This is a genomic window from Agrobacterium sp. ES01 (assembly GCF_050320885.1).
Taxonomy (GTDB): Bacteria; Pseudomonadota; Alphaproteobacteria; order Rhizobiales; family Rhizobiaceae; genus Allorhizobium.
This window is the reverse complement of the sequence record NZ_JBNQTH010000012.1, coordinates 13,224-27,745: the sequence shown is the minus strand read 5'-3', so window position 1 is coordinate 27,745 and position 14,522 is coordinate 13,224. Positions and strand designations below refer to the sequence as shown.

Below are 14,522 nucleotides of genomic sequence, written 5' to 3'. Positions count from 1 at the left end.
ACAGACAGGACGCCTCCGGCGTCACTGCTTCATCGTGACGGGAACCGGCCTCACCGTGACTGGTGCTGATGACTGTGAGGAGCTTTGGGAGAGTGGAGACCGCCCCGATACGAGGCAGGGCGGCCTCCGCAGGCACATGACAGAAAAGGGCTAGAGATCTGCCAAGACCTGACTTGGATCCGCCGGCAATATGGGTTGATCGGGCGGAGCTGTAAATGTTCCGAACGGATTTTGCCTGCGATGAATCTGATTTGAGGCGAAGCCGCAGCGCAACCGATCGTCACCCGAATGGGCGGAGACAGTGCCTGCTGGCTCCGTGCCGAAGGCATAGAGCGGGGTCGCAAAGCGATGCGCCAAAGCAGCGATCCGGGGTAGACTTTCGAGGCACCATCTTTAATTGTCCCGGAGGAATAGCGATTATTTTCCAGTGTGGTTGGTGGCAATGGCAGGTTTCGGACTCGAGCAGTGGGTAAACTATCTCGGACTTGAACGCGTTGACGATCCAAACAAAGATCATCCGGTTTATCGCAAGCGGCTCGACGGAAAGATCATCGATCTCAGGCAACTGGATCTGCTTGTCGCGCAAAGGCTGCGTGACCTGCGGACCGATCGACAACTTGCGCAAGCCAAAGTCGCTATGCTGCTAGGGGTGAAGGAGGCTACCTACGCCCGCTACGAAAACTCCTCCTCCTTGATGACAGTCGGACGCCTGCTCCACGTTTTCGAAGTCCTGAACATCACCCCGGAAGAGTTCTTCGATCCCTTCGTCAACGAACGGCCTACGCATCCCAAAGGCAAGTCACGCGAAGCCCTGAGAGACCAGCTGATGGAGGAAACGGTCGGCCACCTGCAGAAGCTCGACGAAACGGCCTTGAAGATGGTGCATGATCTTGTGCTTGCCATGGAGCCCCGGACGATCGAGAAGCAGAAAGGGAATGGCGCGGCGAAAGCCGCGCCATAACTTGCACTCAATGGGTTGGCTCTGGTTTCCGCCGCGCGCCGGTCGCCATTGGCGAATAGCCGGCGCTCATGCGGCGTCCTTCCCCCCACATCTGGCGAAGGCACCGCTCGGATCGATCGGCGCCGGTCCGAGATCCGAGGAAGACAGTGAAGAACATCGGAGCTTTCAGCATAGCGCCGCCCCTCCTTAAAGGGCGGGAAAGCGGCAATTCTCGACACGGTTTTGACGGAAGAAGGGAAGCCGCAGGAGGCTTAGCATAGCGCCGCGAAGCGGAAGCCGGGACCGACTTCCCCCGCCAAAACCGTTCCGTTAGATTCGACAGTGACAGGAAAGGTGATCCCATGACCAATGCTTTTGACGAGGCACTGCAAAAGGCAACCGGCGGCTACCCAGTCGATACGCTGATCGTAACCAAAAACGAGGATGGCGAACCCGAAGTGTCCATGTTCGTCCTCGATGCGGACAATCAGCTGCTTCACGTTTCCTATGACCCAGAGGGCGGTATCATATTCAAAACCGCTCAACAGGACGAGCTGCTATTCTCGCGCCAACTCCTTGAGACCATCGCGAAGATGCAGGTTTCGGCGGACAGAAGATGGAAAGAGCTTCAGCGTCATTGGGTGGACGACAAGGCGACCTGGGAGGGCTTTGAACATCTTCTCGATACACCAAATATTCAGTGAAGCGAGCGCGTCGGCTCCGGCAGCAGCTTTAGCATCTGCTTTACGACCGTTCGCAATTTCCTCCAGTCTCGCAGATCGCCTTCGTTCACGCGCTCCTGGATCGCCGTTAGGATCCATCCAACGCAGGCGATATCGTCCGCAGCGCGATATTTGTCTGACCTGTGGAAGCACGCGACGATGCGAGGCCGCGCGCCTTCCTCGGTCTTTGGAATCTGCGAAACCAGATCCTGCGCTTCTCGATAGGCATTTGCCACACGTTTGAGGTCGTCTGGCCCGGCTTGGGTGATCATGCCGACGGTCCACATCAGCGCGTTTGACAGGTGTTCCACTTCGTCAGTCATGGCGATCCTTATTCCTCTCCATTGTGACAACGCCTCAAAAAGTTAACACCACGCGGACACTCGCGTCAGGTGCAAATCTGCAGATTAGGCTCGCGTCATGTTCCATCTTGACTTTTAGCGGTCCATACGTTCCCTGTTTGTTCCTTTCATTCCGTATCACGAAAGGACCAGTTTGAAATGCTCGCCGGCCTGAAAATCGAGGCAGAAGTCTATGTGCCTCTCATGCTCCATGGGTTATGCGCCGGCTTTCCGTCACCCGCAGATGACTACATCGAAGAATCGATTGACCTCACAAAGCTCCTGATCCGGAACCCGCCGGCGACGTTCTTGTGGAAGGTCGACGGCAATTCGATGCGAGACGCGGGAATCTTCCACGGGGATTTGATCGTGGTCGACCGCAGCCTGCGCCCGGTCGACGGCGATATTGTCGTAGCGACCGTACATGGCGAGCGGTCGTTGAAGCGGCTGCGCATGACAGGTGGTCGCCCGCGGCTGATGTTCGAGAATTCGGACATGCCGCTGTTCGACCTTCCGGAGATCGCAGAAGTCGAGATCTGGGGCGTGGCACTCTGCAACGTTCATTGGCTGCGACCGAGGAGAAAGGTATGACCTCGTTCGCGCTGATTGACGGCAACTCATTCTATTGCTCGTGCGAGCGCGTCTTCGACCCGTCAATAGCCAAGCGCCCGGTGATTGTTCTGTCCAACAATGACGGCTGTGCCGTCGCCAGGACGGCGGAGGCCAAGGCGCTCGGAATTGGCATGGGCGAACCATACTTCAAGATCCGTGACCTCTGTCGCGATAACGGCGTGGCGGTCTACTCTAGCAATTACACCCTTTATGGCGACATGAGCGCCAGGCTGAATGCGATCTATCGGCAATGGTCTCCGGATGTTGAGGTCTATTCGATCGATGAAAGCTTTTTGGATATGACCGACATCAGGCCCGCCGATCGCGTTACCTTCGGCCGCGATCTTCGGTCCACGGTTCAGCAATGGACCGGGATCCCGACATGTGTCGGCATTGGCCCGAGCAAGACACTGGCGAAGTTCGCAAACCACGTTGCAAAGAAGAACCCGGAGCTTGGCGGCGTCTGCGATCTGACAGATGCAGCCGTTCGGCAAAGCTGGCTCGATCGCGTCGAGGTGGGGGAGGTTTGGGGCGTTGGATCGGCATCAGAGCGAAAACTCTTCGGCCTGGGCATTGAGACAGCCGGCGACCTGGCCCGCGTTGATGCGCGGCTTGCTCGCAATCTCCTGAGCGTGGTGGGCGAAAGGACGGTTCTGGAGCTGCAGGGCATTTCATGCCTACCGCTCGAAGACGTACCGCCACAACGGAAGGGCTGCGCCGTAACCCGATCCTTCGGAACACCGGTTACGGATCTGGCCGGAATGCTCGAGGCGGTCGCGGCCTATGCGATGAGGGCAGCAGAGAAGCTGCGCCGGCATGGTCTCGAGGCAACACATATGGCGGTCTTCATGCACACATCGCGCTTCAACCAAAAGGACAATCCGCATTCGGCCCAAACGACGGTGCATTTTACCGAAGCATCGAATGACACATTCGACCTGATCCGGGCAGCGCAAAGCGGAGCGCGAAAGATTTTCAGGGACGGCCATCGCTATGCAAAGGCCGGCATCATCATGAATGATCTGGTGCAGGCGGCGTCACAGCCGCGGCCCCTGTTCGATGCGCGGGACCTTGACCAGTCGGAACGGCTGATGACCGCGCTGGATGCGGTCAACGGGAAATTCGGGCGAGGATCGCTCATCCCTGCGTCGGCCGGAATCAAGCGTGACTGGCAAGCGAAGTTTGACCGCCGATCGCCGCGATACACGACCAATATAAAGGAGCTGCCAGTCGCGCTGGCAAGATGAAGCCTAGGCCATGAGTGATAGGCCGCCCTAATGGGGCGGCTCGTCGCTGATCAGCGCTTCGAAAGCAGCATCCTCTTCGGCAAGCTTCGCTTCCGCTGACGCCAGCTCGGCTGCGATCTGCTGGCGCTCGGCCTGGTCGATGGACGCTGCAAGTTCAGCGCGCAGTTCGTTGATGTGGTCGTAAGTGTTCATTGTCAGCTCCTTTGAATGAAAACAAAGGTGCCGGACCGATAAGGGAGGGTTTGGGTCAATGACCGCCGAAGGCGGCCTACGGGGCGTGGGGGAGCCGATTTCGTTGCGCAGCGGCGAAATTGGGGGGACTGCGCATCATTGACGCGAGCTTTCCCTTGTCGGTGTAATTGGCTAATGTTGAGAGAGAATATACCTCTCCGTATAGCACCTCTTTTGCTCCTTCGGAGCAGCTACGCGCGGCAAACGTTTTGGGTTCGAAGGGATCCCCGAATGACTGATAATCCAGTGCTATTCAGAGAGCATGCCTGGAGCATCATGGTTCGCAATGCGCTGCAGAACCATGCGAAACATCAGCCTGCGGGCGAATGATGGGTTCATCGCGCCGGAATGACATGGCGCTGCGACCTTGCGACGGTCGCGGGCACGCGCACATATTGCGCGACCCCAAGATCATGGTCGTAGTCGCCGAGGTGGAACTGTAGTCCGTTCAGGATACGCTCACAGGAGTCGACAATCTTTTTGCGATCCTTGATCGGGTTACTGTGAAACAGCTCGTTGCGTGTCTCCTTGATGACCCGCATCGTGTCGTTAAACATGGTTTTCGTGAAGGTGAAGCCGAGGACAGAGTCCGGGGCAAACATGTCGCGGATCAGGAGCCAGTCCGCCTGCATAATTGTCCATAGATCACCCAGGGTAAGGCAATAGTAGAACTCGTCGGTTTTGTTGTTTCCCGTAACATTGTTCATATGCTGCTGGCTGACCATATTTTCGAAAACTCGCCAGACAGCTTTCACGAAAGCTGGATTGACAGGCGTACCCAGAATGTTGGGAAAGGCAGTGTAGGTCTTCCCATTCTGCCGGGCATTGCGGATCAGCGTCCACCAGTCCATCCGCCCAAAGCGTTCTTCTAGGTAGTCGGCAAGCACCGAGCGCAGAGCGTTCTCCACCGCGAACACGAAGGGGTAGATCGACGAAAATTCTTTCACCTTGCGGGTATAGATCCTGTGGATCACGAGCCTCTGCTCAGGTGTCGGTATCTGCTGTAGGGCTTGGACCTGAACCGCTTCGCGAATACTATCGCGTAACAGCGTGGGGTTGAGGGTGCGCATGTCAGCCTTGAAGTGATCCACCTGCTGCGGTGTGGGGACGAATGTCAGGTATTCACCCAGTAGCTGCGATGTCGGCACATGGCGCTTGGTGATGCTGGACACTTGCTTCCCCTTGCAATGCGAGTCTCTTTTCCCTATAACATAGCTACTCGCTGAGTGGTGGCACAATGGTGTTGCGAGCCCATGGCCTTACCATGGCACTTGGAGAGTCTAAACGGAATTTGGCTAGGCGTGGTCTTCACAGACTGCGCCTTTAGTCATTCTGGGGTGCTGTTGGGCTGTGGTGTCCAACGATTTGGTATCCGATGTTGCATGTTTGCCTTGAACCGGTTCGAACCGTCGACCCTGTTATTACAGCCTCATCATTGGCAATTTATTATGGCTAGGCCATTGATTCAACGACCGTTTAGGCGCAGTAGAACGAACTTGCTGAGCTGGAAAGCGCCTGAGGCAGAAGGCGCTTGTTGTAGTTTGCGCACGAATTAAACGTTGCCCAGTAAAGGCAATTCATCGCGGGATCTGCAACATAGAGACCTGAACATGCCCCCCAACCTGGACCCGCTTGTCTGTGCGATGCAGCAGCGCACGGCGAATAGATCCTTTAACTCTAAGGCATAGGCCATGACACCACGGAACTACCCAACTGAAGGTCTCGGCTGTCACTGCTTATATCATTCGTGACATTTGCTCCTGCGTGCTGATTTCATGAGAAAGAAAGCGTCGTCCGGCTATCGCACCAAAAACCGCGCCAACACCGATCAGGACAGGTTCGTCGACGCCGATTGTCCGCATGGCATCTGCCAGCTCTCCAAGGGGCCCGGCCCAGCTACGCGCTTGCGGTCGGCTGACAGAGGACATCACAACCACGGGTGTGTCGGACGTCATGCCGTTCTCGCTCAGCCGTTGCTCGATCTGCCCTGCCATCCGCCCACCCATGTAGAAGACGGATGTCTGGTTGGCTTTGGCGAGCGAGGGCCAGTCCAGGGTTCGCGGCAATTCGGCGTTCCGGGAATGGCCGGTGACGAAACGAACCTGCTGGGCGTGGTCGCGGTGGGTGAGCGAGGTCTTTAGCGACGCCGCCATGGCAGAAGCCGCGGTGATGCCCGGCACGACGTCGACGGCAATCCCCTCGCTTTCCAGTCTGGCAATTTCTTCGCCCGCGCGACCGAAGATCATCGGGTCCCCCGATTTGAGGCGGACGACACGTTTGCCGGCCTTTGCGAAACGCACCATCATGTCGTTGATGTCATCCTGGCGGCAGCTTTCCCGACCGCCTCTCTTGCCGACGAGGAAGCGTTTTGCCTCTCGTCTTGCCAGTTCCAGAACCTCGGGCGAGACGAGATCGTCGAAGAGGATGACGTCGGCCGCCTGCAGCGCCCGCATGGCTTTCAGCGTCAAAAGCTCAGGATCTCCTGGACCAGCGCCGACCAAGGTCACAGAACCGGCGCGCGGCTCAGTTGCGATCTGCTCCGCCGTCGCCAGCAATCCGTTCGCCGTCTCTTCCGTCGGCGGCTCGTTTGTCGACAGACTTCTCGTAACAAATCGCTCCCAGAAAAGACGCCTTGGCCCGCCGGGCGCGAGCCGGCGATTGACGGCTTCTCTCAACGACTGGGCAAGGCTGGCCCATTGCTTCAAGGATGGAGGGAGCAGTGTCTCGATCCGCTGGCGGATGGCCTGGGCGAGGATAGGTGCAGCACCATCCGTCGAGATCGACACGATTACCGGCGAGCGATTGACGATAGAGCCGAACTGGAACTGGCAGTAGGCCGGCTTGTCGATCACGTTGACAGGCACGCCCGCCGCACGCGCCGCACAAAAGAAGGCGCGCGCCTCGTCCTCGGTTTCGCAGTCGGCGAGCGCAAGTGAAGCTCCGGTGAAGATGCCGCAATGCCACGGGTGTGCGTGGTGGATCAGGGAGGTTCGCTCGATCAGCGCCACCATGGTCTCGCCGAGATCATCTGTTTCGCAATAGAGCTCGACCTTGGCACCGCAGGCCTGCAATAGCTCCGCCTTCCAGGCGGCACCGTCCGATCCCCCCGCGATGACAGCCCGTTTTCCCTGAAGGTTCCAGAACACAGGAAGCTTGGCGAGCGCCGAAATGCGCTCCTGTCCGTCACTCGGCGGCGATGGGTTGCGTCGCATCCAGGATCCTCCTGATTTCGGGGCGGCACGAGCCGCAATTCGTTCCAGCACTCAAGGCAACGCCGATGGCTTCCACCGACCGGCAACCGCCTCGTGCAGCAGTGTTGATCTGGTTGATGCCAACCGAAAAACAGGAGCAGACGATCGCGCCCTTGTCCGGCCGGCCGGCAACCGGTCGACCCGCAATCAGCATCGTACGCGCACTTCTATCCGGATGGCGCTCCCGAAGTTGATCGACCGCCCATTGCCGTGAGACAGATACCGGGTCAGACGAGACGAACAGGCCGGCCAACAGTTTCTCTCCCTCGAAGGCGAGCAGGCGGTGGACACCGGCTCGCTGGTCCATGTAACCGGAGAACTCATGATGATCCTCAAGCTGCAGGCTGCGCCGCAGCCAGGTCTCCCAACCCTCGGCATGCGGTTCACCTGCAAATTCCAGCCGGTAGCCGCCTTCCGCTTTCGCGATCGCCCAATAGGCAAACGGGAGATCAACAGGACGACTCGCCGATACGAGAAAGCCGTGGGCCTTCGCCGCGTGGCGGTTGACGGACGCGCGGGACATCTTCAACGCCGGTTGGCCGGAGATCGGATCGACGCCGGAGGAGACCAGCGTATCGACCCGAGCACAAGGTGCTGTCTCGCCCGTCCAATGCATGGGAACGAAGATCGAGCCTCGCCTCTGGCGTTCGGTCAGCAGGGCCCGCACGATGATCGATCTGCCGTTAGCACCTTCGACATTCACCAAATCGGCATCGCCGATACCGGCTTCGTCCGCGTCCGCCGGATGGATCTCGCAGAAGGGTTCGGCGATATGCGCGGAGAGCCGGGCGCTCCTTCCCGTCCGCGTCATCGTATGCCAGTGATCGCGGATCCGGCCCGTATTGAGCGTGAAGGGATGGCATTCATCGGCCTCTTCAGGCGCTGGTGCAGTTACAGGCACAAAGCGCGCCTTCCGGTCCGCAGTGAAGAACCCACCGTCGGCGAAAAAGCGGGCAGTCGATAATCCGTCTTGCCGCAAAGGCCATTGGAACGGCAGGAGGGCGTCATAGTCTTCCGCGTTGATCGCGGCATAGGCACCAATGTCGAAATCCCGTTCGCCCTCGTTCTCGAAAGTGGAGAGCGCTGCATGCTCGGCATAGATATCAGCCGGACCGCGATAGTCGAAACCAGGATCAAAGCCTAAGCGTTTGCCGACCTCTGCCAACTGCCACCAGTCAGCGCGGGCCTCGCCTGGAACGGACAGGAATGGCCTCTGCCGGGAGATCCGCCGTTCGGAATTCGTCACGGTCCCGGATTTCTCACCCCAGCCGCTGGCCGGAAGCAGAACATGGGCAAGACGCGCCGTGTCGGTGTCCTTTTGGATATCGGAGACCACCACGAAAGGACAGGCCTCAAGCGCTGCCTTGACCGCATTGGCATCGGGCATGGAGACCACAGGATTGGTCGACATGATCCAGATCGCCTTGATCCGCCCATCGGCGACCGCCTCGAACATGTCGACGGCCTTCAGGCCAACTCGCTCCGCGATGACTGGCGACTTCCAGAAGCGTTGCACGCGCTCGCGGTGATCTGGGTTGTCGATTACCATATGGGCCGCGAGCATGTTGGCGAGTCCGCCGACCTCACGGCCACCCATTGCATTCGGCTGACCGGTCAGTGACAGCGGCCCCATACCGGGTCGACCGATCCGCCCTGTCGCTAAGTGACAGTTGAGAATGGCGTTGACCTTGTCTGTGCCGACCGACGACTGGTTCACACCCTGGCTGTAGCAGGTGACGACCTTTTCAGTCTGCGCGAAGAGGCGGAAGAACTGGCGCAGCAACATACCGGAGACGCCGGTCGTCTCAGGCAGATCCGCCATGCTTCCGCGCGAGGCGGCGAGCAGCGCTTCGCCAAACCCGGAGGTGTGCTTTCCGACATAGTTTTCGTCGATCGCGCCTGTCTCCGCCAGATAGGCAAGGAGGCCATTGAAGAGAGCGATATCACCGTCAGCCCGGACAGCGAGATGCAGGTCGGCAATGTCGCTGGTCGCGGTTCGGCGGGGGTCGATCACGACCACCTTCATGGCAGGACGGGCAGCTTTGGCTGCCACTAGACGCTGGTAAAGGACCGGATGGCACCAGGCCATGTTGGAGCCAACGAGGACCACCAGATCTGCAAGCTCCAGATCCTCATAGCAGCCGGGCACAGTATCGGCTCCAAAGGCACGGCGATGGCCGGCAACGGAAGATGCCATGCACAGGCGCGAATTCGTATCGATATTGGCAGAGCCGATGAACCCCTTCATCAGCTTGTTGGCGACGTAATAGTCCTCTGTCAGCAACTGCCCGGAGACGTAAAACGCGACGGAATCGGGACCATGATCGGCGATCGTCCGCTGGAAGGTCGAGGCGACGAGATCAAGCGCCTCGTCCCAACCGGCGCGTTGGCCATGGATTTCCGGATGAAGTGCGCGACCTTCAAGGTCGAGCGTTTCGGCGAGCGCCGATCCCTTGGAGCAAAGACGACCGTAATTGGCAGGATGGTCCGGATCGCCTCGCACGCTGACCTTGCCCTGGTCATCGACAGCGGCAATTACGCCGCAGCCGACACCGCAATAGGGGCAGGTCGTCTTGGTTTCACAGGCCATGTCTGCTGCTCCGCGTGTTTATCATCCCAGTCACTCGGCCGCGACCAACATGCTGTCGAGCATGATGGAGAGATGACCGTCGATATTGCGGACTGGAATGGTCTTGACCTCGCCTTCGTCGGCCCCGAGCGCGCGGCCGGTTTCCAGCGATATGACCCAGTTGTGCAGTGGGCAGGTCACCGCTTTTCCATGGACGATGCCTTGCGTCAGTGGACCCCCCTTGTGGGGGCAGTGATCCTCGATGGCGAAGACTTCGTTCTCGGCTGTGCGGAACACGCCGATCTTGCCTTGGGGGGTCTTCACGCAGCGCGCGCCACGTAGCGGAATGTCGTCAATGATGCCGATTGCGATCCAGTTTCCGTTCATCGCCTCACTCCGCAGCCTGATTGTATTGGATGGTCGCCATAGGCTTGAACTCATGCTTGTCCTTGCCCGAGACGCGCTCGGACCAGGGGTCGACCTGCGCGAATTTCTGGCTGAAAACGAAGCGGTCGTAGTAGGAACGGCGCTTGTCGGCATCCTCCATGATCTGACGGCGGATCTCGTCATGACCAATGCGTTTTGCCCATTTGTAGATGCGCTCCAGATAACGACCCTGCTCGCGATACATCTGGGTGAGCGCGACGATATGCTCGAGCGCCTCGTCCTCGGTCTTCACGAGGCCAAGAACATCCGTGCCCTTGATGTCGAGGCCGGCAGCTCCGGCGAAATGGATCTCAAAGCCGCTATCGACGCAGATAACGCCGATATCCTTGCAGGTCGCCTCGGCGCAGTTGCGCGGACAGCCGGAAACGGCAAGCTTCAGCTTGGCCGGGGTCCAGGAGCCCCACATGAATTTCTCGATGCGGATGCCAAGACCGGTCGAATCCTGCGTGCCAAAGCGGCACCAGTCGGAGCCGACGCAGGTCTTCACGGTGCGGAGTCCCTTTGCGTAAGCCTGACCGGACACAAAGCCGGCCTTGCCCAGATCGGCCCATACAGCGGGCAGGTCTTCCTTCTCGATACCGAGCAGGTCGATGCGCTGGCCGCCGGTGACCTTGACCATCGGGATCTCGAACTTGTCGACGACATCTGCGATGGCACGCAGTTCGGCGGCATTGGTTACGCCACCCCACATGCGCGGCACGACGGAATAGGTGCCGTTCTTCTGGATATTGGCGTGCACGCGCTCGTTGATGAAACGGGACTGGTAGTCGTCTGCATATTCGTCGGGCCAGTCGCAGACGAGGTAGTAGTTGAGCGCCGGACGGCATTTGGCGCAGCCGCAGGAGGTCTTCCATTCCAGTTCCTGCATGACAGCGGGAATGGTCTTGAGCCCCTTGGCCTTGATCAGGCGACGCACGTCGTCGTGACCGAGTTCGGTGCAAGAGCACATGGGCGTGACGGCGGCGGGATTGTAGGCATCCCCGAGCGTCAGCGACATCAGCTGCTCGACGAGACCCGTACAGTTGCCGCAGGAAGCGGACGCCTTGGTATGGGCACGCACGCCATCCAGCGTCGTCAAACCCTTGCCGGTGATCGCCGAGGTTATCTTGCCCTTGCAGACGCCGTTGCAGCCGCAGATTTCCGCATCATCCGGCAAGGCTGCAACGGCCGCCATAGGGTCCAGCGGGGTGCCCCCCTGGTAGGACTGGCCGAAGATCAAGGTATCGCGCATCTGCGAGATATCGGTTCCACGCTTCATCAGGTCGAAGAACCAGGAGCCATCTCCCGTTTCGCCATAGAGCACGGCCCCAAGGATCTTGTTGTCCTTCAGCACGAGCCGCTTGTAGATCCCCGCCGAGGCGTCGCGCAGAACGATCTCCTCTCGATCGGGTGCTTCTGCGAAGTCGCCTGCGGAGAACAGATTGATGCCAGTGACCTTCAGCTTCGTGTTGACGACGGAGCCGTGATATTCGCTGGTGCCGCCGGTCAGCCGATCGGCGAGAACCCGGGCGGCTTCATAGAGCGGTGCGACGAGGCCGTAACAGGTTCCTCGATGTTCGGCGCATTCACCGAGCGCAAACACGTTGGGGTCCGACGTCATCATGCCGTCGTCGACGACAATGCCGCGGTTGACCGCGATACCGGCATCCTTGGCGAGCTGCGAGGCCGGGCGGATGCCTACGGCCATGATCACCATGTCGCCCTCGATCACACGGCCGTCTTCCAGCTCGATGCCTTCGACCTTTTCGGTTCCGAGGATCTGCTTGGTGTTGGCCTTGGTGATGATGTCGATACCGCGTTCAGTGAGCGCCTTTTCGAGGAGATAGGCGGCGGCTGGATCGAGCTGGCGCTCCATGATGGTTGGCATAAGGTGGATGACGGTGACATCCATGCCCTGCCGCTTCAGGCCATAGGCCGCTTCCAGGCCGAGCAGGCCAGCACCGATGACGATGGCCCTGCCCTTGCCTTGCGCAATCTTCAGCATTTTCTCGACATCGTCGAGATCGCGATACGGCAGAACGCCGGGCAGTTGATGTCCGGGTACCGGGATGATGAAGGGCAGCGAGCCGGTGGCGATGACGAGTTTGTCGTAGGCTGCCGTCACGCCGTTTGCTGCGGTGACCGTCTTCTTCGCCCGGTCGATCTCCGTCACCTTGGCGCCCTTGTGGAGGGTCACGTTGTTGGCTTCGTACCAGGCATCGGTATGGATGACGATGTCGTCATAGGCTTTCTCACCCGAGAGAACCGGCGACAGCATGATGCGGTCGTAGTTCACGCGTGGTTCGGCATTGAAGATCGTCACGTCGTAGAGGCCTAGGGCCTTTTCGAACAATTCCTCCAGCATGCGGCCCGGCGCCATGCCATTGCCGATAATGACCAGTTTTTCCGTCATGGCTTTCTCCTATTCCGCAGCTTCGATACGGGCGGCCTGCTGCCGCTTGACGCGGGCGGCGCATCTTTCCTGGATGGATGCAAGTTCCTTGGCGCTTGGGTTTGCGCCGCCTTCATAGGCCTCGAGGAACTCCAGAAGCTCCTCGCGATAGGCGTAGTAGTCAGGATGGGCGAGCAGCGCCTTGCGGCTGCGTGGCCGCGGCAGGTCGACCTCCATGATGTTGCCAATCTTGGCATTCGGGCCGTTGGACATCATCACCACCCGGTCGGCGAGCAGGATCGCCTCGTCGACGTCATGGGTAACGCAGATCGCGGTGACCTTGGTGCGCTTCCACACATCCATCAGCACTTCCTGCAGCTCCCAGCGGGTCAGGCTGTCGAGCATGCCGAAGGGCTCATCGAGCAGAAGCAGCTTGGGGGACAGGGCAAAGGCGCGCGCAATGCCAACACGCTGCTTCATGCCGTTCGACAGGTCGGCGGCATAGCGGTGCATGCTGTCACCGAGACCGACACGGGCGAGATAATACTCGACAATGTCGCGACGTTCGGCGGGGCTTGCATCGGGATAGACCTTGTCGACCCCGAGAGCCACGTTTTCGCGGGCGGTCAGCCAAGGCATCAGCGAGGGCGCCTGGAAGACGACGGCACGATCAGGACCCGCGCCGGAGACTTCACGACCGTCGAGAATGATGCCGCCCGACGAGATCGGGTTAAGGCCCGCGACCATCGAGAGCACCGTCGACTTGCCGCAGCCCGAATGGCCGATGATCGAGATGAATTCGCCCTGCCGCATCTTGAGGTCGAAACCATCGACGACGGTAAGCGGCCCCTTCGAGGTCGGGTAAACCTTCTCCACTTCGAAGAATTCGACATAGCCCTTGTCGATCGCCGACTGAGCCTTGCGCGTGTAGGCTTCCGGCAGTTTTCCCGGCTGGGGCTTCTGGGTGATCGGCACGACGTTCGGCAGAACAATCCCGGTTTCAAGGTCGCTGCCGCGGCTCTTGCCGAGATCCATCAGATATTCAGTTACCTCGGCGCGGATGCGCATGAATTCCTCGTCGGAGTTCATATCGGCGCGGTCGCGCGGCCGGGCAAGCTTGACATCAAAACTTTTACCCAGCGTTGCCTTCGGGCCGGGCGTGAGCGGGATGATCCGGTCGGCAAGCAGGATCGCCTCGTCGACGTCATTGGTGACAAGGACGATGGTTTTCTTTTCCTTCTCGCAGATGGCCGCAAACTCGTCCTGCAGCTTGGAGCGCGTGAGCGCGTCGAGTGCTGAGAGCGGCTCGTCGAGGAGAAGCACTTCCGGCTGCATGGCGAGCGCGCGGGCGACGGACACACGCTGGCGCATGCCGCCCGAGAGTTCCGAAGGCTTGCGGTCGGTGGCATGGGCAAGGCCGACCATCGCAATATAGCCATCGACCAGTTCCGCACGCTCGGCCTTGGACTTCGTTGTGTGGACGGCATCGACCGCAAGCGCGACATTGGCGCGGACCGAAAGCCAGGGCATCAGCGAGTAGTTCTGGAAAACCACGCCGCGGGCACTGTCCGGTCCCACGATTTCTTCACCCTTGAACAGCACTTTGCCTACGTCCGGACGGGCAAGTCCCGTCAGGAGCGAGATCAGGGTGGATTTGCCCGAGCCGGAGAAGCCGACGATGGCGATGAACTCGCCTTCGGCAACCGCCAGATTGACGTCGGCCAGGACTTCATTGCGGGTCTTTCCATCGCCGAAGCTTTTCGAGACGTCCTTGAGTTGGAGCATGCTCAT

General features: G+C 59.6%; 12 protein-coding genes. 4 read left to right on the top strand and 8 right to left on the bottom strand.

Annotation, left to right across the window (positions count from 1 at the left end):
• Window positions 1-442: 442 nt before the first annotated feature.
• Window positions 443-961: a helix-turn-helix domain-containing protein gene (locus ACQQ2Q_RS21665; protein ID WP_428189214.1), complete on the top strand. Its 519-nt coding sequence runs from the start codon at window positions 443-445 to the stop codon at window positions 959-961.
• 341 nt (window positions 962-1,302) lie between these two features.
• Window positions 1,303-1,644, top strand: a complete 342-nt coding sequence (locus ACQQ2Q_RS21660) for a hypothetical protein (RefSeq protein WP_428189213.1) — start codon at window positions 1,303-1,305, stop codon at window positions 1,642-1,644.
• On the opposite strand, the gene ACQQ2Q_RS21655 is transcribed toward ACQQ2Q_RS21660, so the two are convergent.
• Window positions 1,638-1,985 (bottom strand): hypothetical protein, encoded by a 348-nt coding sequence (locus ACQQ2Q_RS21655; RefSeq protein WP_428189212.1) that lies wholly within the window; start codon window positions 1,983-1,985, stop codon window positions 1,638-1,640. The genes ACQQ2Q_RS21660 and ACQQ2Q_RS21655 overlap by 7 nt on opposite strands.
• A 177-nt stretch (window positions 1,986-2,162) precedes the next feature.
• Between ACQQ2Q_RS21655 and ACQQ2Q_RS21650 the strand changes: the two genes are divergently transcribed.
• Entirely contained in the window at window positions 2,163-2,594 is a 432-nt protein-coding gene (locus ACQQ2Q_RS21650; protein ID WP_234614051.1) for a LexA family protein, read from the top strand.
• Entirely contained in the window at window positions 2,591-3,862 is a 1,272-nt protein-coding gene (locus tag ACQQ2Q_RS21645) for a Y-family DNA polymerase (RefSeq protein ID WP_428189211.1), read from the top strand. The genes ACQQ2Q_RS21650 and ACQQ2Q_RS21645 overlap by 4 nt, the downstream gene beginning before the upstream one ends.
• 27 nt (window positions 3,863-3,889) lie before the next feature.
• Here the strand turns inward: ACQQ2Q_RS21645 and ACQQ2Q_RS21640 are convergent, their stop codons facing one another.
• The 7 genes from ACQQ2Q_RS21640 to ACQQ2Q_RS21610 form a co-directional block, all read right to left on the bottom strand.
• Window positions 3,890-4,054, bottom strand: a complete 165-nt coding sequence (locus ACQQ2Q_RS21640; RefSeq protein ID WP_428189210.1) for a hypothetical protein — start codon at window positions 4,052-4,054, stop codon at window positions 3,890-3,892.
• Window positions 4,055-4,428: 374 nt separating this feature from the next.
• Window positions 4,429-5,265 carry a hypothetical protein gene (locus ACQQ2Q_RS21635; protein ID WP_428189209.1) on the bottom strand — a complete coding sequence of 279 codons (837 nt, stop codon included), beginning with the start codon at window positions 5,263-5,265 and terminating at the stop codon, window positions 4,429-4,431.
• A 564-nt stretch (window positions 5,266-5,829) separates the two neighbouring features.
• Window positions 5,830-7,305, bottom strand: a complete 1,476-nt coding sequence (gene cysG / locus ACQQ2Q_RS21630; protein ID WP_428189208.1) for a siroheme synthase CysG — start codon at window positions 7,303-7,305, stop codon at window positions 5,830-5,832.
• Complete coding sequence (locus ACQQ2Q_RS21625; RefSeq protein ID WP_428189207.1) at window positions 7,277-9,934, bottom strand: molybdopterin-dependent oxidoreductase; 2,658 nt, start codon at window positions 9,932-9,934, stop codon at window positions 7,277-7,279. The genes cysG and ACQQ2Q_RS21625 overlap by 29 nt, the downstream gene beginning before the upstream one ends.
• A gap of 30 nt (window positions 9,935-9,964) precedes the next feature.
• Complete coding sequence (nirD, locus tag ACQQ2Q_RS21620; RefSeq protein ID WP_428189206.1) at window positions 9,965-10,300, bottom strand: nitrite reductase small subunit NirD; 336 nt, start codon at window positions 10,298-10,300, stop codon at window positions 9,965-9,967.
• Between the two features lie 4 nt (window positions 10,301-10,304).
• Window positions 10,305-12,752: a nitrite reductase large subunit NirB gene (gene nirB / locus ACQQ2Q_RS21615; protein WP_428189205.1), complete on the bottom strand. Its 2,448-nt coding sequence runs from the start codon at window positions 12,750-12,752 to the stop codon at window positions 10,305-10,307.
• 9 nt (window positions 12,753-12,761) lie between these two features.
• Window positions 12,762-14,522 carry an ABC transporter ATP-binding protein gene (locus ACQQ2Q_RS21610; RefSeq protein WP_428189204.1) on the bottom strand — a complete coding sequence of 587 codons (1,761 nt, stop codon included), beginning with the start codon at window positions 14,520-14,522 and terminating at the stop codon, window positions 12,762-12,764.

Coding starts and splice junctions, on each gene's coding strand:
- ACQQ2Q_RS21665 (WP_428189214.1), top strand. CDS start 443: ATGGCAGGTTTCGGACTCGAGCAGTGGGTAAACTATCTCGGACTTGAA.
- ACQQ2Q_RS21660 (WP_428189213.1), top strand. CDS start 1,303: ATGACCAATGCTTTTGACGAGGCACTGCAAAAGGCAACCGGCGGCTAC.
- ACQQ2Q_RS21655 (WP_428189212.1), bottom strand. CDS start 1,985: ATGACTGACGAAGTGGAACACCTGTCAAACGCGCTGATGTGGACCGTC.
- ACQQ2Q_RS21650 (WP_234614051.1), top strand. CDS start 2,163: ATGCTCGCCGGCCTGAAAATCGAGGCAGAAGTCTATGTGCCTCTCATG.
- ACQQ2Q_RS21645 (WP_428189211.1), top strand. CDS start 2,591: ATGACCTCGTTCGCGCTGATTGACGGCAACTCATTCTATTGCTCGTGC.
- ACQQ2Q_RS21640 (WP_428189210.1), bottom strand. CDS start 4,054: ATGAACACTTACGACCACATCAACGAACTGCGCGCTGAACTTGCAGCG.
- cysG (WP_428189208.1), bottom strand. CDS start 7,305: ATGCGACGCAACCCATCGCCGCCGAGTGACGGACAGGAGCGCATTTCG.
- ACQQ2Q_RS21625 (WP_428189207.1), bottom strand. CDS start 9,934: ATGGCCTGTGAAACCAAGACGACCTGCCCCTATTGCGGTGTCGGCTGC.
- nirD (WP_428189206.1), bottom strand. CDS start 10,300: ATGAACGGAAACTGGATCGCAATCGGCATCATTGACGACATTCCGCTA.
- nirB (WP_428189205.1), bottom strand. CDS start 12,752: ATGACGGAAAAACTGGTCATTATCGGCAATGGCATGGCGCCGGGCCGC.
- ACQQ2Q_RS21610 (WP_428189204.1), bottom strand. CDS start 14,522: ATGAGCATGCTCCAACTCAAGGACGTCTCGAAAAGCTTCGGCGATGGA.